The sequence below is a fragment of the Methanomassiliicoccus sp. genome, from assembly GCA_033485155.1.
Classification (GTDB): domain Archaea; phylum Thermoplasmatota; class Thermoplasmata; order Methanomassiliicoccales; family Methanomassiliicoccaceae; genus UBA6.
On record JAWQJJ010000012.1, the window covers coordinates 1 to 16,115 of the forward strand.

The following is a 16,115-nucleotide window of genomic DNA, read 5'->3' on the forward strand; positions in this document are numbered from 1 at the left end:
GTACCCGAGGGAGATCGAGTTCGTCGACACGCTGCCGAAGACGCGCAGCGGCAAGATCATGCGCCGGGTGCTCAAGGCCAAGGAGCTCGGTCAGCCGCTGGGGGACCTCTCCACGCTGGAGGATTGAACCGGCGAACGCCTCGCCCTGAAAATTCTTCCCTTCCTTTTTTTCATTTTTTTCATATAATCCATATTATAATATAGGCGTGTGAGAAACGACAACTTGGCAGCCGTTCATCATAAAACAGGACCTGAAGGGGTTTGCATAGCGGTCAGAGAAGGTTCTTGGGCACCTTGGTGAATAGTTCCTTCCATGACACGAAGCCGATCATCTTGCCGCTCTTGTCGACCACCGGAAGACGGCGGACGTTCTTATCGTTCATGATGCTGAGAGCCTCGGAGACCTTCATTTCCACGGGGACGGTCTGCACGGGAGAGCTCATGACCTCGGAGACCTTGAGGTGGAGGAATTTGGACTGGTTAGTCATGTAATGACGGAGCACATCCCTCTCGGTGAATATGCCGATTACCTTATCCTTGTCGTCCACAACGATCACGCTCCCCTGGTCGTGGTCCACCATAAGCTCTATGGCACTTAGAACGGAGTCCTCCGGGGATACAACTTCCATCTTTTGAGTCATGTAGTCCTTGACGAGCGCGGCCATGTTCTCGCTCCTGTGTTGAATCCTAATGTCCCGAACGATTGATAAACTAATGGGTCCTCAATGCTGAGAATCCGAACGATTGCTGGCTATCCTACGGATTGCGTAGTGGAACATCGATTCACCGCAATAAAATCGCGCTCTTTCTGCATCCGATGCCCCTCGATCTCCCAGATGCTCACCGGTCGGCGACCATATTGATGCGTCCGCACGGATTTTTATATCGATGGGGCGACATGAATGGGGCGACCACCGTTGGATGCCCCGTTAAGCGGCACGAGCAAACCGCGTTACCGCCCTCATCTGTGCCGGGGCTCGATGCCGAACCATTCCGCCTCATCCTTCACCCGGTAGAAGTCGAGGTCCAGCTTGATCGCCGCCAAGGCAGCCACCGATCCAGGGATGAGGAACAGGGGCTCTTCCAGCAGATAGGCGGTGGCAGCGGTGGCGGCAAGAACGACGGTTGCGACCACATAACGGTGGCGGTGACCCCTGACCGCTTTATCGTACTCGCTGGCGAATCGGGTCCTGTTACCGATAGGACCGATCACCGAGGCGAAGATGGCCGAGGAGAACATGGTAGCATCGTACAGCGCTCGCCGTGGATCCCTCCTCGGTTTCACCGAGACGATGCAGTCGTGCACGAAGCGTGGGGAGCACTTGGCCATCTCTATTCCCTCGCGCACCGCCTTCCGAGGTGGGGTCAGGGCGGCGATGTCGCTCTCCCGGGCATCGTGCCGCCAGTCCTTGAACCCGGTGTGCACGCACTTGTCCTGCACATAGTGGAGGCCGCGACCCAATGATTTGACCGCCCAGTAATCGTTCCCTGCCAGGTAGGCCTTGCGGGCCCGCCAAGCGTAGGCCATGATCGTCCCGGTGGGGGGCATGTGATGAGGTGCCCTGCCGATGTAGGTCCTCCCGCCCTTGCTGACCCGATAGGCGAGGTCAGGACGCTTGTCTGGCTCGATGGATCCTGCACAGAACGCCCTCTCGAGGTCCTCGGGGAGATTCATCTCCGCCGCTATGGCGCGAGCTATGGCCGTATGGCTCTTCCACTTCATCCCATCCCTGGGGCGGGCAGGGTTGGAACTGATATATATAAAAGTCAGGGGACCTGGCCGAAAGTGCCTACCTCCGGCATGAAGCTCCCCCGACCTGCAACCATTATCCGCTCCCGCAGCATATCATAATCCATGCCCCTGCAGCGCCTGTTCGTCCGTCGTGATTCCCGATTATTCGCTCAGCTTTCACCGGAGGACGCCGTCCCCGCGGTCCAAGCTTTCCTCGGCCAGGCTCATTTCCAGGTGTGGACCGTTGGTCCCTACCAGGTACATGCCGAGCAGTACTTCCAGAAGCTCGGTCTCCGCCGGACCATGGATGTATGGATCAGCACGCAAAGCGGCGGAGCGGTGGTCACCGCCGAGATCTCAGCCACCCTCGGGGACACCGAGGCGGCGGTGGGCCTCGTGGGCGCGATCATCTACCTGCCCCTGGCCGTGGCGGTCGGGGCGGTCTCCTACATCGACTACGAGCAGGATGCAAACGCCCTCCTCATGTCCCTGTGGGGCTACCTCGGGTCGACGGGGGCTCGGAGCAGGGGCGAAAGCGGGGACCAACAACGTCGATGTGGTAACTGTGGTCTATCGATCGACCCCGACGCTCGGTTCTGCAAACGCTGCGGAGCGCAGGTAACAGGGGTGACTGGCTGAGCGTCTGACACTTGGCCGACAAGTTTTATATTGTAGGACATATATTCAATAATCATGTCTCAGGATGGGAGAGCGAGCTCTATGTTGAGCGGACAGACCGCGGGCTTCATGACCATAGCGGTCGGGTTCGCCATACTCATATCAAGTTATCTGACTGAGAATATCTGGCTGATCATACCCGTAGTCCTCATCGAGATCGGGTTCTACGGCCTGGTCATAGGCGCCTTCTCCGGGCTGCACGGCGACAGGGCCCCGGTGGGAGCGTACCGCTGGGGCAACGATCCCGCCTACACCATGTTCTGGGGAAGCCTACTTGTGCTGATAGGGGCGCTGTGGCTGGTCAACGACATGTGGCCGAACAACATCCCCGCGCTGATCTCCGTGTTCCTCATCTGGATCGGCATCGCCGTGATGCTCCTGACCCGTAGGGGAGCGGTCAAGGCCAAGGTTTGGTAGGCAGAGAACGATCGACGGAGCGGGCCCCGGCGTCGTTAGCGCCTGGGACTGCAAGGCCCCGGGCCCGCTCCTTTCCACCTTTCTGGCATGATGATGGATCATTTCTCCCATTACGGACCGTCCCCAACAATGGTGGTAAACCTTTTTATCGGGCCCCCCCGGTCACTCCTTGGAGGGTGACGGAACGAACGTCAAGGAAAGGGTAGCGCTTTTCTCGGTGATCGCTGCGGTGCTGCTCACCGCCACCAAGTTGACGGCGGGGTTCTACACCAACAGCTTGGGGATCATCTCCGAGGCCCTTCACTCCAGCATCGATTTAATCGCCGCGGTCATGACCTTTTTTGCGGTCAAGGCGGCGGCCAGGCCCCCCGACCAGGATCACATGTATGGTCACGAGAAGGCCGAATCCCTCTCCAGCCTGGGAGAGACCGCCCTCCTGTTCATCACCTGTGGATGGATCGTCTACGAGGCCGTCGATCGGCTGTTCTTCCACCCTGCCCAGGTGGAGCTGGGACCCATAGCCCTGTTGGTCATGGCCCTGTCGATGGTGGTCGACTATACCCGGTCTCGGGCCCTCCTGCGCACGGCCAAGGAATACAAGAGCCAGGCCCTGGAGGCCGATGCCATACATTTCTCCACCGACCTCATCTCGTCGGCGGTGGTCATCGTCGGAATACTGCTCACAATGGCCGGCCTGCCAAACTTCGACTCCATAGCGGCCCTGGGTGTCGCGGCCATCACCGCGGTGATCGGATACCGGCTGTGGAAAAAGTCGATACATACCCTGATGGACGGGGCGCCGGCAGGGGTGTCCGGTACCATCGCCCAGGAGATCATGGCCGTGCCCGGTATCCATCGGGTGGACAGGGTCAGGGTCAGGGAGTCGGGGTCGGTCACCTTCGTCGAGGCGACGGTGTTCATCGATCAGGTGCTACCGGTAGAGCAGGGGCACCGCCTGACCGAGAAGGTCGAGGAGAGAGTCAAGGTCGCCATACCGAACTCTGACGTCATCGTTCACGCCGAGCCAATCTGCATCGAGAACGCTTCACTGGAGGATCGCATCCGGGCGGAGGGGGCAACCATGCCGGAGGTGAGGAGCGTGCACAATATCGTCATCACCGATGAGCCGGACGGCCGCCTGGTGGAGTTCCACGTGGAGCTGGATGGCGAGCTGACGGTGGAGAAGGCCCACGACTCCGCCACCTGCTTGGAGGAGAAGGTAGCCAGCCTCGACCCATGCATAGCCAAGGTCGTTTCCCACATCGAACCGGTAGGATGCCTGGCGTGCAAGGGAGAGGCTTCCGAGCAGGAGAGAGAGCTGATCCAGGAGACCATCGACCAGATCGCTGATCAGTTCCCCGAGGTGCGCAGCTGCCGGGACATCCATGTACACCTGACCACCAACGGCTACAGGGTGTTCCTGTGCTGCCAGTTCGATCCCCAGCTCAGCGTGAACCGAGCTCATGAGATCGTTACCCGCCTCGAGGGGGTCATCCGCTCGCGGCACACGGAGATCGACAGCGTGACCATACACCTGGAGCCGGTGTGTTGATTAGTCGATGTCCGCGGCGAGGTTACGGGAGAGTTCCGAGCACTTCTGGCAGTGGACCGTCCCCTCCCGGTCGACAAAGAGCCTGAACCTGCCCTCTGCCCCCCGGTCAACGTCCACCTCGTAACCGCCGCCCCGGGCCTTGATCGTCTCCACCTCACCCTCCCCGATGAAACCCAAAGCCCGCTCCACGGCCTCGTTCTGGCTCATCTCCCGAGGGGCTAAGGTCTCGTCTCGGTCCTCCCTGAAGCAGTGCCGGGTGATGCCGTTCCTGCCCACAACCACTCCTCTGTCCCCTTTTCGGGTCGCGAACTGGAAGTAGTGATCCTTTCCCCGCTCATACCTCGTTACCATGGCCTCCCGATCACCGGTGCGGTCGGCGATGCACTGCCTGGCGACCCGGAGAGCTTCATCGAAGCCAACGTCCATAAGGTTCCCATGGACCACGTGGAGGCCGGTAGAGAAAAAGCTTTCAGTCCGCCCTCGCCGGAATGTTGTCCCGGAGGCAGCGGACCATGCTCCCGGCGACCTCGTGGATGGTCTCGCCGTCCCTGACCCGGGCCGCCATCAGCTCAGCCAGGCTGCCCTCCTCGATGCGACGCTCGATGAGCGGGAGGTACGCCCTCTCCTCGGAGGTGGCGACATTGGACGCTGAATCGTAGAGCCGCATCAGCTCGGCGCGGCAGGAGGCGGTGCCGCCCTTGATCGATGCCTCATTGGCCGCCAGCAACGCGTCGTGGTCCTCCTCGAGATCCAGATCGGCCCTCAGGAGGGCAAGGACGAACGCGGTCACCGCCATGTCCGAACGAAGGCACTCCTGCTCGTCGCAGGCCTTGAGCTCCAGGCACTCCCGGTGGTAGCGTACGATCACGCCGCGGGAATCGATCCATTCGTGACAGAGGTCCTCTCCCCCGATCGCCCTCAGTCCGCGGTAGATGGACTCGATGATCTCGTCGTGATGGGCCCGGGACCTCAGCTTCTCCGGGATCACGTTGTTGCATATGGCCGGCACACGCTGCTGGTTCTTCCGATAGTACAGCAGGCGGTTGTCCATCGCCCCGGTGGCCCGCCCCTCTACAAACGGGGAGGATGCGGTCAATGCTACCAGATATGGAGTAAGGGCCCGGAGGCGATTGAACATGCTGACCATCCTAGCCTCGTTGCCATAATGCACGTTGATCTGCAGCGCCTGTATGTTCAACCAACCGTGCTGCCGAAGGTCGAACAGGCGGTCATAGACCTCGTATATCTGGCGATCCTCGTGGTCCCATATCGAGGTCTGGTCTAGGGTGAGCAGGGGATGCATTCCCAGTCCCAGCAGGGTATACCTCCCCGTAGTCGCCTGATGGAACCTCAGCATCCCGTCATAGAGCGCCCTCTCCATGTCCGCCACTGAGGTCTGGGGGACCGCCGGGACGATCTCGATAACGTTCTTCTGGAGCTCCTTGCTCAGGTTCACCCCTCCGAAGGGGATCTCATTCTCCACCGTGCCATGGATGCCCTCTATGATGCGGTCAACGATGGGCAGGGGGTGAAGGCCTGCGTCGTTGACCGAGAGCTCGTGCTCAGTACCCACTGTCGTTGGCGAACACCTCGGATAATGGGACCTGGGCGATCTTCTCCGTCTCCGGCTCTTCCACCCGGCACACGCTCTCCAGCTCCTCCGCCGGCAGGGACCTGACCAGATGCTGGATCTTCTCCAAGGCCAGCTCGTACTGTTCGTTGTAAACGGCGGGGTTCCCCTTCAGGAAGGTCACCAGGTCGCAGATGCGCTCCTTCTTGAGATAGATCTCGAGGAACCCGTTGCGCACATCGAAGGTGAAGGGGCCGGCCGAGCAGGTCTCCGGCTTCACGTTCTGGACGCGGCATCGGCCATCCGAGTAACCTACGCAGAACCCGGTGGACTTGCAATCCAGCATGCGATGCTCACGGAACAGGACGTCATCGAGAGTCATGCCATTCTCCAGCAGGATGGAGATCCGCTCCTCGGTAAGCGGAGGTCGGGCATAGTAACAGCAACGGCCTCCGCACTTATCGCAGATCTTAGTCAGAAGTTCAAAGGTAGCCTGGTTCATCCTACAACACCTCTCGGGCGCCTCTTTCATGAGGACGGGGCCCCGTGATTGCGATTGCCCGGAAACTCAGTCTGAACATGACGCACCGAGGCAGCTGATGCGGTCATCCTATGCCTGCTATTTATTTATTGTGAGCCGCATCTGGCCATGCACATTTATGGCACTCCGATCGAGCCGCCGGCAACCCATGGATCACTGGCGAGAAAGGAGCGGCAGGAGGATTTCAATCCATGCGTCCAACTCGTTCTGACCGCGCCCGCAGGCCTTGAGGTACTCGAACTCGTACCCCCGTCGGAAGATTTCCTTGAACCTGTCCACCTCCTCCGCTTCCTCCGCCCGGGGCTCCCAGCGATCCAGGAGGAGCGAGGTCATGGCCACGTCGGCGAGGTAGTCACCCCGTGCCGCTCCGCCCCAGTTGAAGACCACCGGACCGTCGATGGAGACCATGATGCTGTCGGGGACGAAGCTCATATGGCATAACCAGTCCCCATCTGGCATCCGCGCCAGCTTCTTCCCCAGGCGGTCTCTTTCCTCCCCGCTCATGGTCCCCGCGGCCGCCAGGGCGCTTCCCAGAGCGTCCTTAAGCCGGGGTAGTTCGGGCACCTTGTGCATATGAACCTCGTGATGCTCGTGAACAAAGTACTCGATCAACCGCATGAGCCAATTGGGATGCTCTATCATCCATTGGGTGAACGTCGGCCCATACACCTTATCGAAGGAGATCCCAACCCTTCCTTCCCGCTCCACGATCCCATGGACGAACGGTGTCTCCAGGCCGTAGCGCATGGCAAGCATGGTCAGCTCTACCTCGTACACCGCCGTCTCACGGATGGTACCATCCGGGAACCATTTGATTATGGTGCCACCTTCGGCCTCGACGAGCTGATACACTGGAACTGCTGACGACATCATTTCCCTCCTATCTGCTGCGGCCGGGCCTACCCCTTTTCCGTCTTCCAGCTTCATCCAGATTATTCTGTTATCGTAAAAAGGTATTTGACGGATGATTATCCGGCCCCCTACCGGCAATAGGACGGGACGGCAGGATTATATCGGCCGGGTTGGAAAATTGCTACAGGACTATAGGCGGGGACAGATGACCGACGTGACCGGGCTATCGAATGTAGAGATAAGGAGTAAACCGTTCTACAGACTGCTCTTCATTTCGGGAGCGATAGGTCTGCTGGGAGCGCTAATGACTGTCGCCTTCTTCGTGGTGATGGAGTCTGGCATTTTCGTCATATGGGAAGGTCTGCCGGGCTTGCTCGGTCTGGGGGAGGGGACAGAATCGGCGGCGTTCACCATCACCTTCTGCCTACTGGGCGGCCTTCTGGTGGGCCTGATCACCAAGTATACAAGGGTCAGGCCGGCGCTGCTGGCGGAGGAACTCGAGGAGTTCGTGGAAAGCGGAAGGCTCCCTCCTCGCAACGGGATGGTTGGCCTGGTCCGGGGCCTGGTGGGCCTGGTCTTCGGCGGTTCCATCGGGCCGGAGGGCCCGCTTACCGGCGGGTGCGGTTCCCTGGGCACCTGGATCGCCGACCGGTTGAAGGTCCCCAAGCCAGCGGTCGGTGTCTTCACCCTGTCAGGCATCAGCGGGATGTTCGGGTCCTTCCTCGGCTCGCCGTTCGGTTTCGCCATGTTCACCATCGAAGCGGGAATGGAAAAGCAGAAGTTGAGCTGGAAGGCCCTCCTACCCAGCATCATTGCCTCCTCGGTGGGATACACCGTCTTCTTCGCGCTGACCGGCTACGTCTTCGGCGGCAACTACAATTTCCCAGCGTACGATGGCTGGAACCTAATCGACCTGGCGTATGCGGTCATGCTCGGACTGGTGGGCGGCCTGGTGGGCCTGTTGTTCATTCGCTCGTTCAGAACGATAAGACGATGGTCGGGGCGGTGGTCGTCCCGTCCGGTCGAGCTGGCGATGCTTGCCGGACTTATCCTCGGCCTAGTCGGGGCGGCTTTTCCCGTCCTCCTGTTCTCCGGAGATAAGCAGATCCAGACGATCATCGATGATGCTATCGGGCTCGGGTTCCTGATGCTACTGGCACTGACCCTGATGAAGGTGCTGCTGACGGTGGTGTGCCTGGCCCTGGGTTGGTCCGGGGGATATATCTTCCCATCGTTCTTTATCGGCACCGCCATGGGGCTGGCCATGCATCAGCTACTGCCGTTCATACCGGAGATCGTATGCATCGTGTGTGTGATGTCCGGAGTGTCGGTGGCACTATTGAAATCGCCCATCGCTCTCGCTCTCATCATTCAAGCCCTCTTCGATGTTCGCCTGGCCCCGGTCATCGCCATCTCCATCGTCGCCGCCTTCCTGCTGACCTGCAAGACCGATCTGGTACCCTCGGACCGGCGGCGGACCACCGGTACTGGCACGCCGACAGAGGCCTTACCGTTCACACCCGATGGTGCTCCATCCTCACCGAGGCCATAGCTTTCATGTTGGCCAGAGGGGTCTCGGGGGCGAACCCACATCCCGGAGCCAGAATGTCCGTACCGGCCTCGATGCATTCCTTGCACGCCTCCACCACGTATTCAGGGGAGCGGAACAGGAGGGTATCGGTCGGAGACACGTTGCCCACTGCGGCCACCTTCCCTCCGAGCAGCCGCTTGACCGAGCGCATGTCCATGCCCTGGTCCACGCTAATGCCGTCAGCTCCGGTGCTCTTCATCAGCTGAAGGTTCTCCGCGGTATTCCCGCAGATATGCAGTATGCTCTTCGCTCCGGCGTCTCGGACCACCTGGACCAGCCTCTTGGTGTAGGGCTGGGCGAACTCCTCATACTGGTCCGGCCCCAGAAGGTCCCCGCTAGCGGTGGCGTCCACCAGGACGACCACGTCGGCCCCGGCGCTAACCGCTTCCTGAGCATACTCGACGTTCCATCGGAAGGCTTTGTCCAGGACTACCTTGAGGTAGCCGGGGTCGAGCATGAGGTCCATAAGGGCGCTCTCCTCCCCCCGAAGCTGGCAGGCCAGGGTGAAGGATGATATCACCCCACACAGCACGGGGGAGACCAACCCAAGCCGCTTCCTGAGCAGAGAGACCGCCTCCAACACGACCGGCGCCCGCCCGTTCCGGCGGGGGTCCGGTATGGAGACAATGTCCGCCAGGTCCCTCGAGGTCACCGGCCGTCCGGTGATAGCTGGCTGACGGCGGTCCGTTTCATGCGAGGTCACCGCCCCGAACGCCGAAGCGTCGACCGCCGCATCGAACGGCACCCGGCAACCTTCCAGGCCAGCAACGGTATGGGCCGCGAGAGCCAGCTCGAACATGAGCCGCGGATCGGCATTGGCCTGCGGCCAGAACGCCCCCGAGGCCTTCATGAGATCCACGGTCCCGGTCTGGGTGGGAGAGACCACTGGCACCCGGTCCACCGGCTCCCTGGCCAGCACGCTTAGGAGACGCTCTCTCTCGTCCATGGTACGGCCATGGTCCGACCACGGCTTGAACCTTTACCCGAGACCTAAAAGCCCGGGCCGGCTTCCCGGTCCGATGGGCTCTCCCCTCCCCGTTGCGCCGGTCGCCGGTACTGCCGCCAGGCCATGATCGCCAGGGCGGCCGTGCCCAGCCCCAGAGTGAGAAGAGGTATCGTGGTGTCCACGCCCTTCGCCGGAGCGTTCGGGACTAGATCGGTGTCCCCTGGGCCGTTATCGTTTACGTATGAGGTCTTCTCGGTACTTCCGCCGGCGACGCCCGGTGGGCCGGAAGCGACGTAGACCAGGACCACCATGGCCAGCACGCAGATGAGGGCCGATGAGATGAGGATGACGATCTTCGTCCTGTCATTTGGGTCGAGGATGTCCCGGGACTTCCAGGTCAGGGCGTAGTAAACAAAGCCGTGGTCCTCGGTACGGATCACGAAGCCTCCTTCCTCCAGCTTCTTGAGGTGGCGATGGACCGCGGCCTTGTCGATGGCCAGCAGGTCGGCAAGCTGGGAGACCGTCCGGCGGTTGGACCGGAGGTTCTTGAGGATGTCCAGCCGGGTGTCCGAGGCCAGAGCGAACAGGGACCGCTTGTCGAGCTCCACTTTCATGGCGATATCGCCCCCCGAGAGCGCTTCCGGGGCCTTGAAACCTGCCGCCTCAGAGGGGCACGGCGATACCGTCGTCGATGCCATAGTAAGTCCTCCCGTCGCCGTAGGTAATAGAACCGAGGGGCTCCAGGGTGCCCAAGGAGCTGGCCTTCACCATGGTGTCCGATATGGTGAACAGGACCTCGCCGATGTATAGGGAGCGGTCAACGGTGGCGTTCTCATGCATCACGCTTCCCACCTCGATCACACCGTCGTTGCTTAGTTCGAGGACTACGGCGGCCGAGGACGGCAAGTGGTACGAACCGTCGGTTCCGTAACCCGACCCATAGTAGGTCACGGGTATCGCCAGAATCCCCTTTCCAGAGATATAGGTAACCGCCCTGTGATCATATTGGGCAGGGGAGGAGGAGAAGCCGTTCACCACGAAGCTGCCAACCTCAATCATGTTCTCGGGGTTGGTCACGTTGAACAGCGAGACCTTCACCGAGCCGTTCTCGAAACCGATGCCCATGAGCCCGGCATCGACCATCTGCAGGTAGTTGGAGGCGCCGGGGACCTTCAGCTGGCCCAGAACCGCCGGGGTATCGGTGGAAAGGTCGATGACGAACAGGGGGTCGACCTGATAGTAGGTGACCAGATAGAGCCGTTCCCCCATGAATCGGCAGGAGTATATGCTCTCCCCCGGCGCGATCCCGGTGACCGAGCCGACCTCCCGGAGGTCGAGATCTAGCACGTGGACCTCGTTCGAAGGATTGGTCCATCCGACGGTGGTGGCGATCCTGAGCCGCCCTTCCCGCTCATCTAGGGCGAACTGATTGATAGGCCGGCCGGTGATTGAGCCCTGCGCTTGGAGCGTCATATCGGTCCCGTCAACGGCGATGCGATAGATCGAGGTGGTGAGCTCCGAGGAGGTGCTGACCACGGTGCTGTCCCAAAGCTGCATGGTGAGGTACAACGCGGTGGGGGACATGTAGATCACCGAGGTGGAACCGGTCAGGGCGGTGAGGTCCCCGACCCGGCCAGAGGAGGTGTCGAACGCCAGGAGATTGACGAAGCTGGAGACCTCGGGCATTGCCGGATCATAGCTTACCTCGGTGGCGGCGATGTCCTTGTTGCTCCCGTTGACCATAAGCTCGGGAAGACCGACCTGGCCGTCGCTGTACGACCACACACTGTGCTCGGTGACCAAATAGAGGGTGGTGCCGATCATCCTTGAGGTGACCTGGTAACCGGTCATGCCTGCCGATTGTTGGAGCGTTGGAGCGGACGGATCTGAGACATCGTAGACTTTGACGCAGGTCCGCTGCACGTATCCGTCCGGGACCATGATGTCGTACATCGCCGCCTTGCCGGCACCAGCGTTCATTGATGGGTTGTACTCATAGTAGATTACCACCAGGCGCTGATCGCTAAGGTACAGGCCTTCCACTGACGAGCGGTCGGCCGGGCCGATGTCGATGGTGGTGACGTTGATCATGGGCGGACCGGCCCTGATGATGTGCACCTTTCCGCCGTCGCCGAGGTATATGTGCGTCCCGTCGGTCTTCACCCTATCGCTCTCGTCCACCCCCTGGACCTGGACATTGGTGCTCGAATACGAGGCGTCCTCGATCGTGCTGACCATAGCCCCGCCCTTGTTCGAAGAGCCTTTGCCATGCTCCATTATGAACATACGAAGGTCAAGGTCCGAACTGAACTTGGTAAACATGCTGGTCTCCACATGCTCGGTCGTGGCGATCGTCGCCAGGGATGCTACCATCGCTCCCACTAATAGCAAGACCCAAAGGGCGGGCAGGGCTCTCATCACCCCTGCATCGGCCCGGGGGGCTCATATAACCGCCTTTGCCGTTGACCGGTCGGTCAACGACCCTCAGCGGCCGGACCTTGTCTCACAATCTTGGCCTGCGGCTCACGAAGGGATCGTTTTCCACTAGGAAGCGCCATGGCCAGGCAGCGGCATCTCCAGCATAGTCCACCCCCACCCGGGGCGCAGCAACCACCCGTCCCTCGACCCCGCCGTCCTCGAGGTACAGAACATCCCCGCAAGCGTCGGCTCCGTTGAGGCTGCGGTCGATGGCGAAGGCGATGCATAGCTTGGACGGGCCGTTGCACAGCTGCCTTAGAGAACGCTCGTCAGTGACCTCCAGTCCCCTCCGGTGGGCCATAAGGTCCACCCCATCAATCGGACGCACCGCCCGCACGAAGACCCCCTGGGGGTCGCCCTCCCTGCTGCATGTGATGTTGAAGCAGAGGTACTTGCCGTAAATGGAGTAGATGTAAGCATGGCAGGACGGGCCCCATAGGACCTCGTTGCGGACTGTCCTTCGGCCACCGTAGGTGTGGGAGGCAGGGTCGTTGACCCCCGAATATGCCTCGGCCTCCACGATCGTCCCTGACACCGTACCCTCGTCCGAGGCACGCACCAGCACCTTGCCCACGATGTCCCTTGCCACCTCCACTGCGGGGCGACCGAAGAACTCCCTCCCCAGTTTCCGGTCCATGCAGGGAGATGGAGGCCCCCCATCTTAATGTCACGTCTTGACGGCCAGGGCGTGCCAGACAACAGGATCATTTATAGATACCCAGCCTGAAAGGTTTATATCTCGATGACATCTCATCAGCGCCCTCAGGATGGGAGATGCTACTATCAGGCATATCACAGCCAGCTCGCAATCCTTGAGGGTGATCGGTTGATCGAGATCGCGCTCATAACCTTCCTCTACGCCTTCCTCGGCGGTTCGATCAAGTTCATAGATCAGGCTTACGATGAGAAGGCTTTCTCGGTGCGGGCGGCCAATGTCGTCGCGGTGATGTCCGGCCTGGTGATGGGATATCTGATGGCAGTGGACAGCCCGTTCTCGACGGCGTTCTATTCTGCCATGCTGATCTCCCTGGTCATGGCTAGGAAGATCGACAACCGGGCGTTCGCCTTGGGCACCGTCCTGGCGGTGGCATCTCTGCTGGCGTTCTATCCCAGTAGCAACGTCCAGTGGGCGCTGTGGCCCATCATGGCATTCCTGGTGGCCGGCTTCGTGGACGAGGTTGCCGACGGGATGGTTGACAAGTACGGCATCCAGGGAGGGCTGCAAATGTTCCTCAACTACCGCCCCTTCAGCGACATTGCCCTCTTTGTCATGATCCTGGCGGGAGCCTTCTCGTGGCTTTACCTGCTGCCATACTTCGGCTTCACCTTCTCCTACCTGCTGGTGGAGAGGTACTCGGAGAAGGAGCTCTCCTTCACCAACGGCGTGGTATGGATCAAACAGCGGGTGCTCCGGAGGGTCAACTGAAGCCTAAAAGGACGTTCGGACCCATGCCAATATTTAAAAGGCGGTCGGGAATGTCGGAAATATGTCGTACTCCAAGGGTGGCAAGTCCGCCTTCAATCTGAAGGTGATATACAACAAGTGGAGGATGGCCTCCCTTGGCCTGGCCCTGGCTGGGCTGATGACTTTCCTCTTCGCCTTGGGGATGGGGGGACCTACCGTACTGTTGATGGTCCTTTCTCTTGCATTCCTATGGGCCGGAGTGGTGGTCGCCCACAGGTATGTTAGGATCGAGGAGGGGAAGCCTTTCGAGACCGTGGCCAAGGTCTCCTACTTCATCAACCTCATCTTGGCCCTCATCCTGTCGGTGCTCACCGCCATCACCGCCCTCAGCAGCTAGGATTGAGCCCATCATTTCTTTGAGACCTGGCAGGCCTGACAGGAGTCCCCCGCCCGGAGATAGAGGTACAGCGCGAGCATGGCCACGAAGACCCCCACGATCACCGCCGCGCCCCCCGCCACCGTGGCAAAGCCCACCAGGGTGGGTATGATGAGCATCATGATAACGGTCATCAATGCCAGGGCCAGGGTCGCGATGAACAAGGGGTAGCGGCCGGGGATGATGGCTCCGCAGGTCCGGCATTTCAAAGTCATCGCCATGTTCGGCTTCTATGTCATCGTCCCCCGGATAATGTTTTGTAACGCTCCCGCGGCCGGATGACTCCGCTTACTGGGTCGGGGTAGGATGCGTCGGACCGCCGCCGAACGGCCTCGGGCGATCGCATTATCATGAGGCCGGAGCAGGTATAGAGTAGCGGGAGCTGCCAATCGTATAGCGTGAGCGCGGAGCAGAAGGCTGACGGCCGGTCCCCGGACCATCGGGCCACCTCCGGCAAGCTCGGGACCTTCGACGTGACCAGCCTGGTGGTGGGCTCCATCATCGGAGCGGACATCTATGTAGCTACGGCCATCAGCTCCCGCCTGGTGGGACCAGCTTCTCTCGTGATATGGATTGCGGCCGGCATGATGGCCCTGATCATCGCCATATCCTTCGCCTACTGTGTGATGGCCCTGCCCCGAGTTGGAGGGCCGTACGCCTTCGTCACCGCGGTGTCCTCGCCCTTCCCGGGGTTCATGATCGGGTGGGCCCTCCTCCTGGCGGAGTGGCTCTCCCTGGCAGTGTTCCCCGTGGCCTTCGCCCAGTACTTCATCGCCTTGGTCCCCGGCGTAGGTACCCTGGGTCAGGTGATGCTCAAAGCCCTTTTCATCGTCATCATCGTCGTCACCAACGTCGTGGGGATAAAGACGGCCGGGAGATCCAATGATGCCTTGACCCTGATCAAGTTGAGCCCCTTGGTGCTGATCATCTTCGGCGGCCTGGCGTTCATGGGAGCCGACCCCGCAACGGTCGCCAATAACCTCAGCCCCTTCCTCACCGGGGGGTTAGCGCAACTCGGCCAAGCCCTGGTTCTGATATTCTGGGCGTATGCGGGGTTCGAGCTCAGCACCTTGCCGACCGACGAGGTCGACCAGCCGGAGAGGACCGTTCCCAAGGCCATCGTGGCCGGGATGCTCATCGTGATGAGCTTCTATCTCCTGACCAATCTTGTGGTGGTGGCGTCCCTGCCGCAATCCGTTCTCAAGGCTTCTTCATCCCCCCTGCTGGACGCCACTCGCTCGATCTTCTCCATCGCCGGCAATGGGGCCAGCGGACTGGTGCTCTTCGTAGGGGTGGGGGCCCTGCTGTCGATAATGGGCGCCGATGAGTCGGGGACCCTGGGGACGTCCAGGTTGGCCTACGCCATGTCCCTGGACGGCCTTTTACCCCACCAGCTGGCTCGAAAGCACCGTCGGTTCCACACGCCGTACCTCGCGATCATCGCGCTCAGCCTTACCGCCTTCGTCGCCTCCCTGGTCGGAGGCCTGTCCACCCTGATCAACGCGGCGGTCTTCCTGCTCGCCCTGGTCTATCTGGCGACCTGCATATCGGCGATCTTCCTGCTTAGGAAGGACCGTAAGTTGGCCAGTAGGCTGAGGGGACGGAGGGTCATTCCCCTGGCAGGAGCGGGGTTCTCCATCCTCCTTCTAGTGCTGGTCGATCCCCTGCTGTGGCTGGTCGGACTGGCGCTCCTGGCGGTGGGCGTTCCGATCTACATTTACTTCTCGCCTCGCCAGGAGCTTAAGGAGATGCGCGAGGCGTTCTACTCGCCGGAGAGCATGAGAGCGAGGATGCGCCATGAGAGCCGGCGGTTCCTGGCTCTCCCGGTGCATCTGACCCGTCACCTCTACGACTCCCTCCAGACCCGCCGGCGGATCAGGAAGGGACGGTAATGGCCGGAGGATACGATTTGTAGGG

At 60.8% G+C, this 16,115-nt stretch carries 18 protein-coding genes; 7 read left to right on the plus strand and 11 right to left on the minus strand.

Going from position 1 to position 16,115, the window contains the following annotated elements; genetic code table 11:
* Window positions 1-272: 272 nt before the first annotated feature.
* The gene (locus SA339_13635) at window positions 273-665 is read right to left on the minus strand and encodes a CBS domain-containing protein (GenBank protein ID MDW5564251.1); all 393 of its coding nucleotides are present in this window, start codon (window positions 663-665) and stop codon (window positions 273-275) included.
* Between the two features lie 296 nt (window positions 666-961).
* A complete protein-coding gene (locus SA339_13640; protein ID MDW5564252.1) occupies window positions 962-1,723 on the minus strand; it encodes a zinc dependent phospholipase C family protein in 762 nt (253 codons plus the stop codon).
* Between the two features lie 132 nt (window positions 1,724-1,855).
* Between SA339_13640 and SA339_13645 the strand changes: the two genes are divergently transcribed.
* The 3 genes from SA339_13645 to SA339_13655 all read left to right on the plus strand — a co-directional run bounded on the left by SA339_13645 (window position 1,856) and on the right by SA339_13655 (window position 4,379).
* A complete protein-coding gene (locus SA339_13645) occupies window positions 1,856-2,371 on the plus strand; it encodes a zinc ribbon domain-containing protein (GenBank protein MDW5564253.1) in 516 nt (171 codons plus the stop codon).
* 81 nt (window positions 2,372-2,452) lie between these two features.
* Complete coding sequence (locus SA339_13650) at window positions 2,453-2,827, plus strand: hypothetical protein (protein MDW5564254.1); 375 nt, start codon at window positions 2,453-2,455, stop codon at window positions 2,825-2,827.
* A 169-nt stretch (window positions 2,828-2,996) separates the two neighbouring features.
* The gene (locus tag SA339_13655) at window positions 2,997-4,379 is read left to right on the plus strand and encodes a cation-efflux pump (GenBank protein ID MDW5564255.1); all 1,383 of its coding nucleotides are present in this window, start codon (window positions 2,997-2,999) and stop codon (window positions 4,377-4,379) included.
* On the opposite strand, the gene SA339_13660 is transcribed toward SA339_13655, so the two are convergent.
* The 4 genes from SA339_13660 to SA339_13675 form a co-directional block, all read right to left on the minus strand.
* Complete coding sequence (locus tag SA339_13660; GenBank protein MDW5564256.1) at window positions 4,380-4,805, minus strand: hypothetical protein; 426 nt, start codon at window positions 4,803-4,805, stop codon at window positions 4,380-4,382. It abuts the gene before it with no gap.
* A 43-nt stretch (window positions 4,806-4,848) separates the two neighbouring features.
* Complete coding sequence (locus SA339_13665; GenBank protein ID MDW5564257.1) at window positions 4,849-5,952, minus strand: glutamate-cysteine ligase family protein; 1,104 nt, start codon at window positions 5,950-5,952, stop codon at window positions 4,849-4,851.
* Window positions 5,942-6,451 (minus strand): YkgJ family cysteine cluster protein, encoded by a 510-nt coding sequence (locus SA339_13670; protein MDW5564258.1) that lies wholly within the window; start codon window positions 6,449-6,451, stop codon window positions 5,942-5,944. Before SA339_13670 ends, SA339_13665 begins: the two co-directional genes overlap by 11 nt.
* A gap of 192 nt (window positions 6,452-6,643) precedes the next feature.
* On the minus strand, window positions 6,644-7,360 hold the full coding sequence (locus SA339_13675) for a hypothetical protein (GenBank protein ID MDW5564259.1): 717 nt from the start codon (window positions 7,358-7,360) through the stop codon (window positions 6,644-6,646).
* A 187-nt stretch (window positions 7,361-7,547) separates the two neighbouring features.
* Here SA339_13675 and SA339_13680 point away from each other — a divergent pair, with 187 nt between their 5' ends.
* Window positions 7,548-8,894 (plus strand): chloride channel protein, encoded by a 1,347-nt coding sequence (locus SA339_13680; GenBank protein ID MDW5564260.1) that lies wholly within the window; start codon window positions 7,548-7,550, stop codon window positions 8,892-8,894.
* On the opposite strand, the gene SA339_13685 is transcribed toward SA339_13680, so the two are convergent.
* The 4 genes from SA339_13685 to SA339_13700 all read right to left on the minus strand — a co-directional run bounded on the left by SA339_13685 (window position 8,857) and on the right by SA339_13700 (window position 12,994).
* Window positions 8,857-9,879 (minus strand): MtaA/CmuA family methyltransferase, encoded by a 1,023-nt coding sequence (locus tag SA339_13685; protein ID MDW5564261.1) that lies wholly within the window; start codon window positions 9,877-9,879, stop codon window positions 8,857-8,859. The two genes, SA339_13680 and SA339_13685, sit on opposite strands and share 38 nt — an antisense overlap.
* 44 nt (window positions 9,880-9,923) lie before the next feature.
* Entirely contained in the window at window positions 9,924-10,577 is a 654-nt protein-coding gene (locus tag SA339_13690; GenBank protein MDW5564262.1) for a winged helix-turn-helix domain-containing protein, read from the minus strand.
* Window positions 10,543-12,252 carry a beta-propeller domain-containing protein gene (locus SA339_13695; GenBank protein ID MDW5564263.1) on the minus strand — a complete coding sequence of 570 codons (1,710 nt, stop codon included), beginning with the start codon at window positions 12,250-12,252 and terminating at the stop codon, window positions 10,543-10,545. Before SA339_13695 ends, SA339_13690 begins: the two co-directional genes overlap by 35 nt.
* 130 nt (window positions 12,253-12,382) lie before the next feature.
* The gene (locus SA339_13700) at window positions 12,383-12,994 is read right to left on the minus strand and encodes a DNA-3-methyladenine glycosylase (protein ID MDW5564264.1); all 612 of its coding nucleotides are present in this window, start codon (window positions 12,992-12,994) and stop codon (window positions 12,383-12,385) included.
* Window positions 12,995-13,183: 189 nt separating this feature from the next.
* Between SA339_13700 and SA339_13705 the strand changes: the two genes are divergently transcribed.
* Entirely contained in the window at window positions 13,184-13,783 is a 600-nt protein-coding gene (locus SA339_13705; GenBank protein MDW5564265.1) for a hypothetical protein, read from the plus strand.
* A 61-nt stretch (window positions 13,784-13,844) separates the two neighbouring features.
* Window positions 13,845-14,159, plus strand: coding sequence for a hypothetical protein (locus SA339_13710; protein MDW5564266.1), 315 nt, complete (start codon window positions 13,845-13,847; stop codon window positions 14,157-14,159).
* Between the two features lie 11 nt (window positions 14,160-14,170).
* Here SA339_13710 and SA339_13715 read toward each other — a convergent pair whose 3' ends face one another.
* The gene (locus SA339_13715; GenBank protein ID MDW5564267.1) at window positions 14,171-14,413 is read right to left on the minus strand and encodes a hypothetical protein; all 243 of its coding nucleotides are present in this window, start codon (window positions 14,411-14,413) and stop codon (window positions 14,171-14,173) included.
* Between the two features lie 183 nt (window positions 14,414-14,596).
* On the opposite strand from SA339_13715, the gene SA339_13720 reads away from it, so the two are divergent.
* A complete protein-coding gene (locus SA339_13720) occupies window positions 14,597-16,090 on the plus strand; it encodes an APC family permease (protein MDW5564268.1) in 1,494 nt (497 codons plus the stop codon).
* The last annotated feature ends 25 nt before the right edge of the window (window positions 16,091-16,115 follow it).

What these genes read in the sequence shown, in the direction of transcription:
- SA339_13715 (MDW5564267.1), bottom strand. Translation starts at nt 14,413, where the DNA reads ATGACTTTGAAATGCCGGACCTGCGGAGCCATCATCCCCGGCCGCTAC.
- SA339_13670 (MDW5564258.1), bottom strand. Translation starts at nt 6,451, where the DNA reads ATGAACCAGGCTACCTTTGAACTTCTGACTAAGATCTGCGATAAGTGC.
- SA339_13690 (MDW5564262.1), bottom strand. Translation starts at nt 10,577, where the DNA reads ATGGCATCGACGACGGTATCGCCGTGCCCCTCTGAGGCGGCAGGTTTC.
- SA339_13650 (MDW5564254.1), top strand. Translation starts at nt 2,453, where the DNA reads ATGTTGAGCGGACAGACCGCGGGCTTCATGACCATAGCGGTCGGGTTC.
- SA339_13700 (MDW5564264.1), bottom strand. Translation starts at nt 12,994, where the DNA reads ATGGACCGGAAACTGGGGAGGGAGTTCTTCGGTCGCCCCGCAGTGGAG.
- SA339_13635 (MDW5564251.1), bottom strand. Translation starts at nt 665, where the DNA reads ATGGCCGCGCTCGTCAAGGACTACATGACTCAAAAGATGGAAGTTGTA.
- SA339_13640 (MDW5564252.1), bottom strand. Translation starts at nt 1,723, where the DNA reads ATGAAGTGGAAGAGCCATACGGCCATAGCTCGCGCCATAGCGGCGGAG.
- SA339_13660 (MDW5564256.1), bottom strand. Translation starts at nt 4,805, where the DNA reads ATGGACGTTGGCTTCGATGAAGCTCTCCGGGTCGCCAGGCAGTGCATC.
- SA339_13680 (MDW5564260.1), top strand. Translation starts at nt 7,548, where the DNA reads ATGACCGACGTGACCGGGCTATCGAATGTAGAGATAAGGAGTAAACCG.
- SA339_13695 (MDW5564263.1), bottom strand. Translation starts at nt 12,252, where the DNA reads ATGGTAGCATCCCTGGCGACGATCGCCACGACCGAGCATGTGGAGACC.
- SA339_13710 (MDW5564266.1), top strand. Translation starts at nt 13,845, where the DNA reads ATGTCGTACTCCAAGGGTGGCAAGTCCGCCTTCAATCTGAAGGTGATA.
- SA339_13685 (MDW5564261.1), bottom strand. Translation starts at nt 9,879, where the DNA reads ATGGACGAGAGAGAGCGTCTCCTAAGCGTGCTGGCCAGGGAGCCGGTG.
- SA339_13675 (MDW5564259.1), bottom strand. Translation starts at nt 7,360, where the DNA reads ATGTCGTCAGCAGTTCCAGTGTATCAGCTCGTCGAGGCCGAAGGTGGC.
- SA339_13645 (MDW5564253.1), top strand. Translation starts at nt 1,856, where the DNA reads ATGCCCCTGCAGCGCCTGTTCGTCCGTCGTGATTCCCGATTATTCGCT.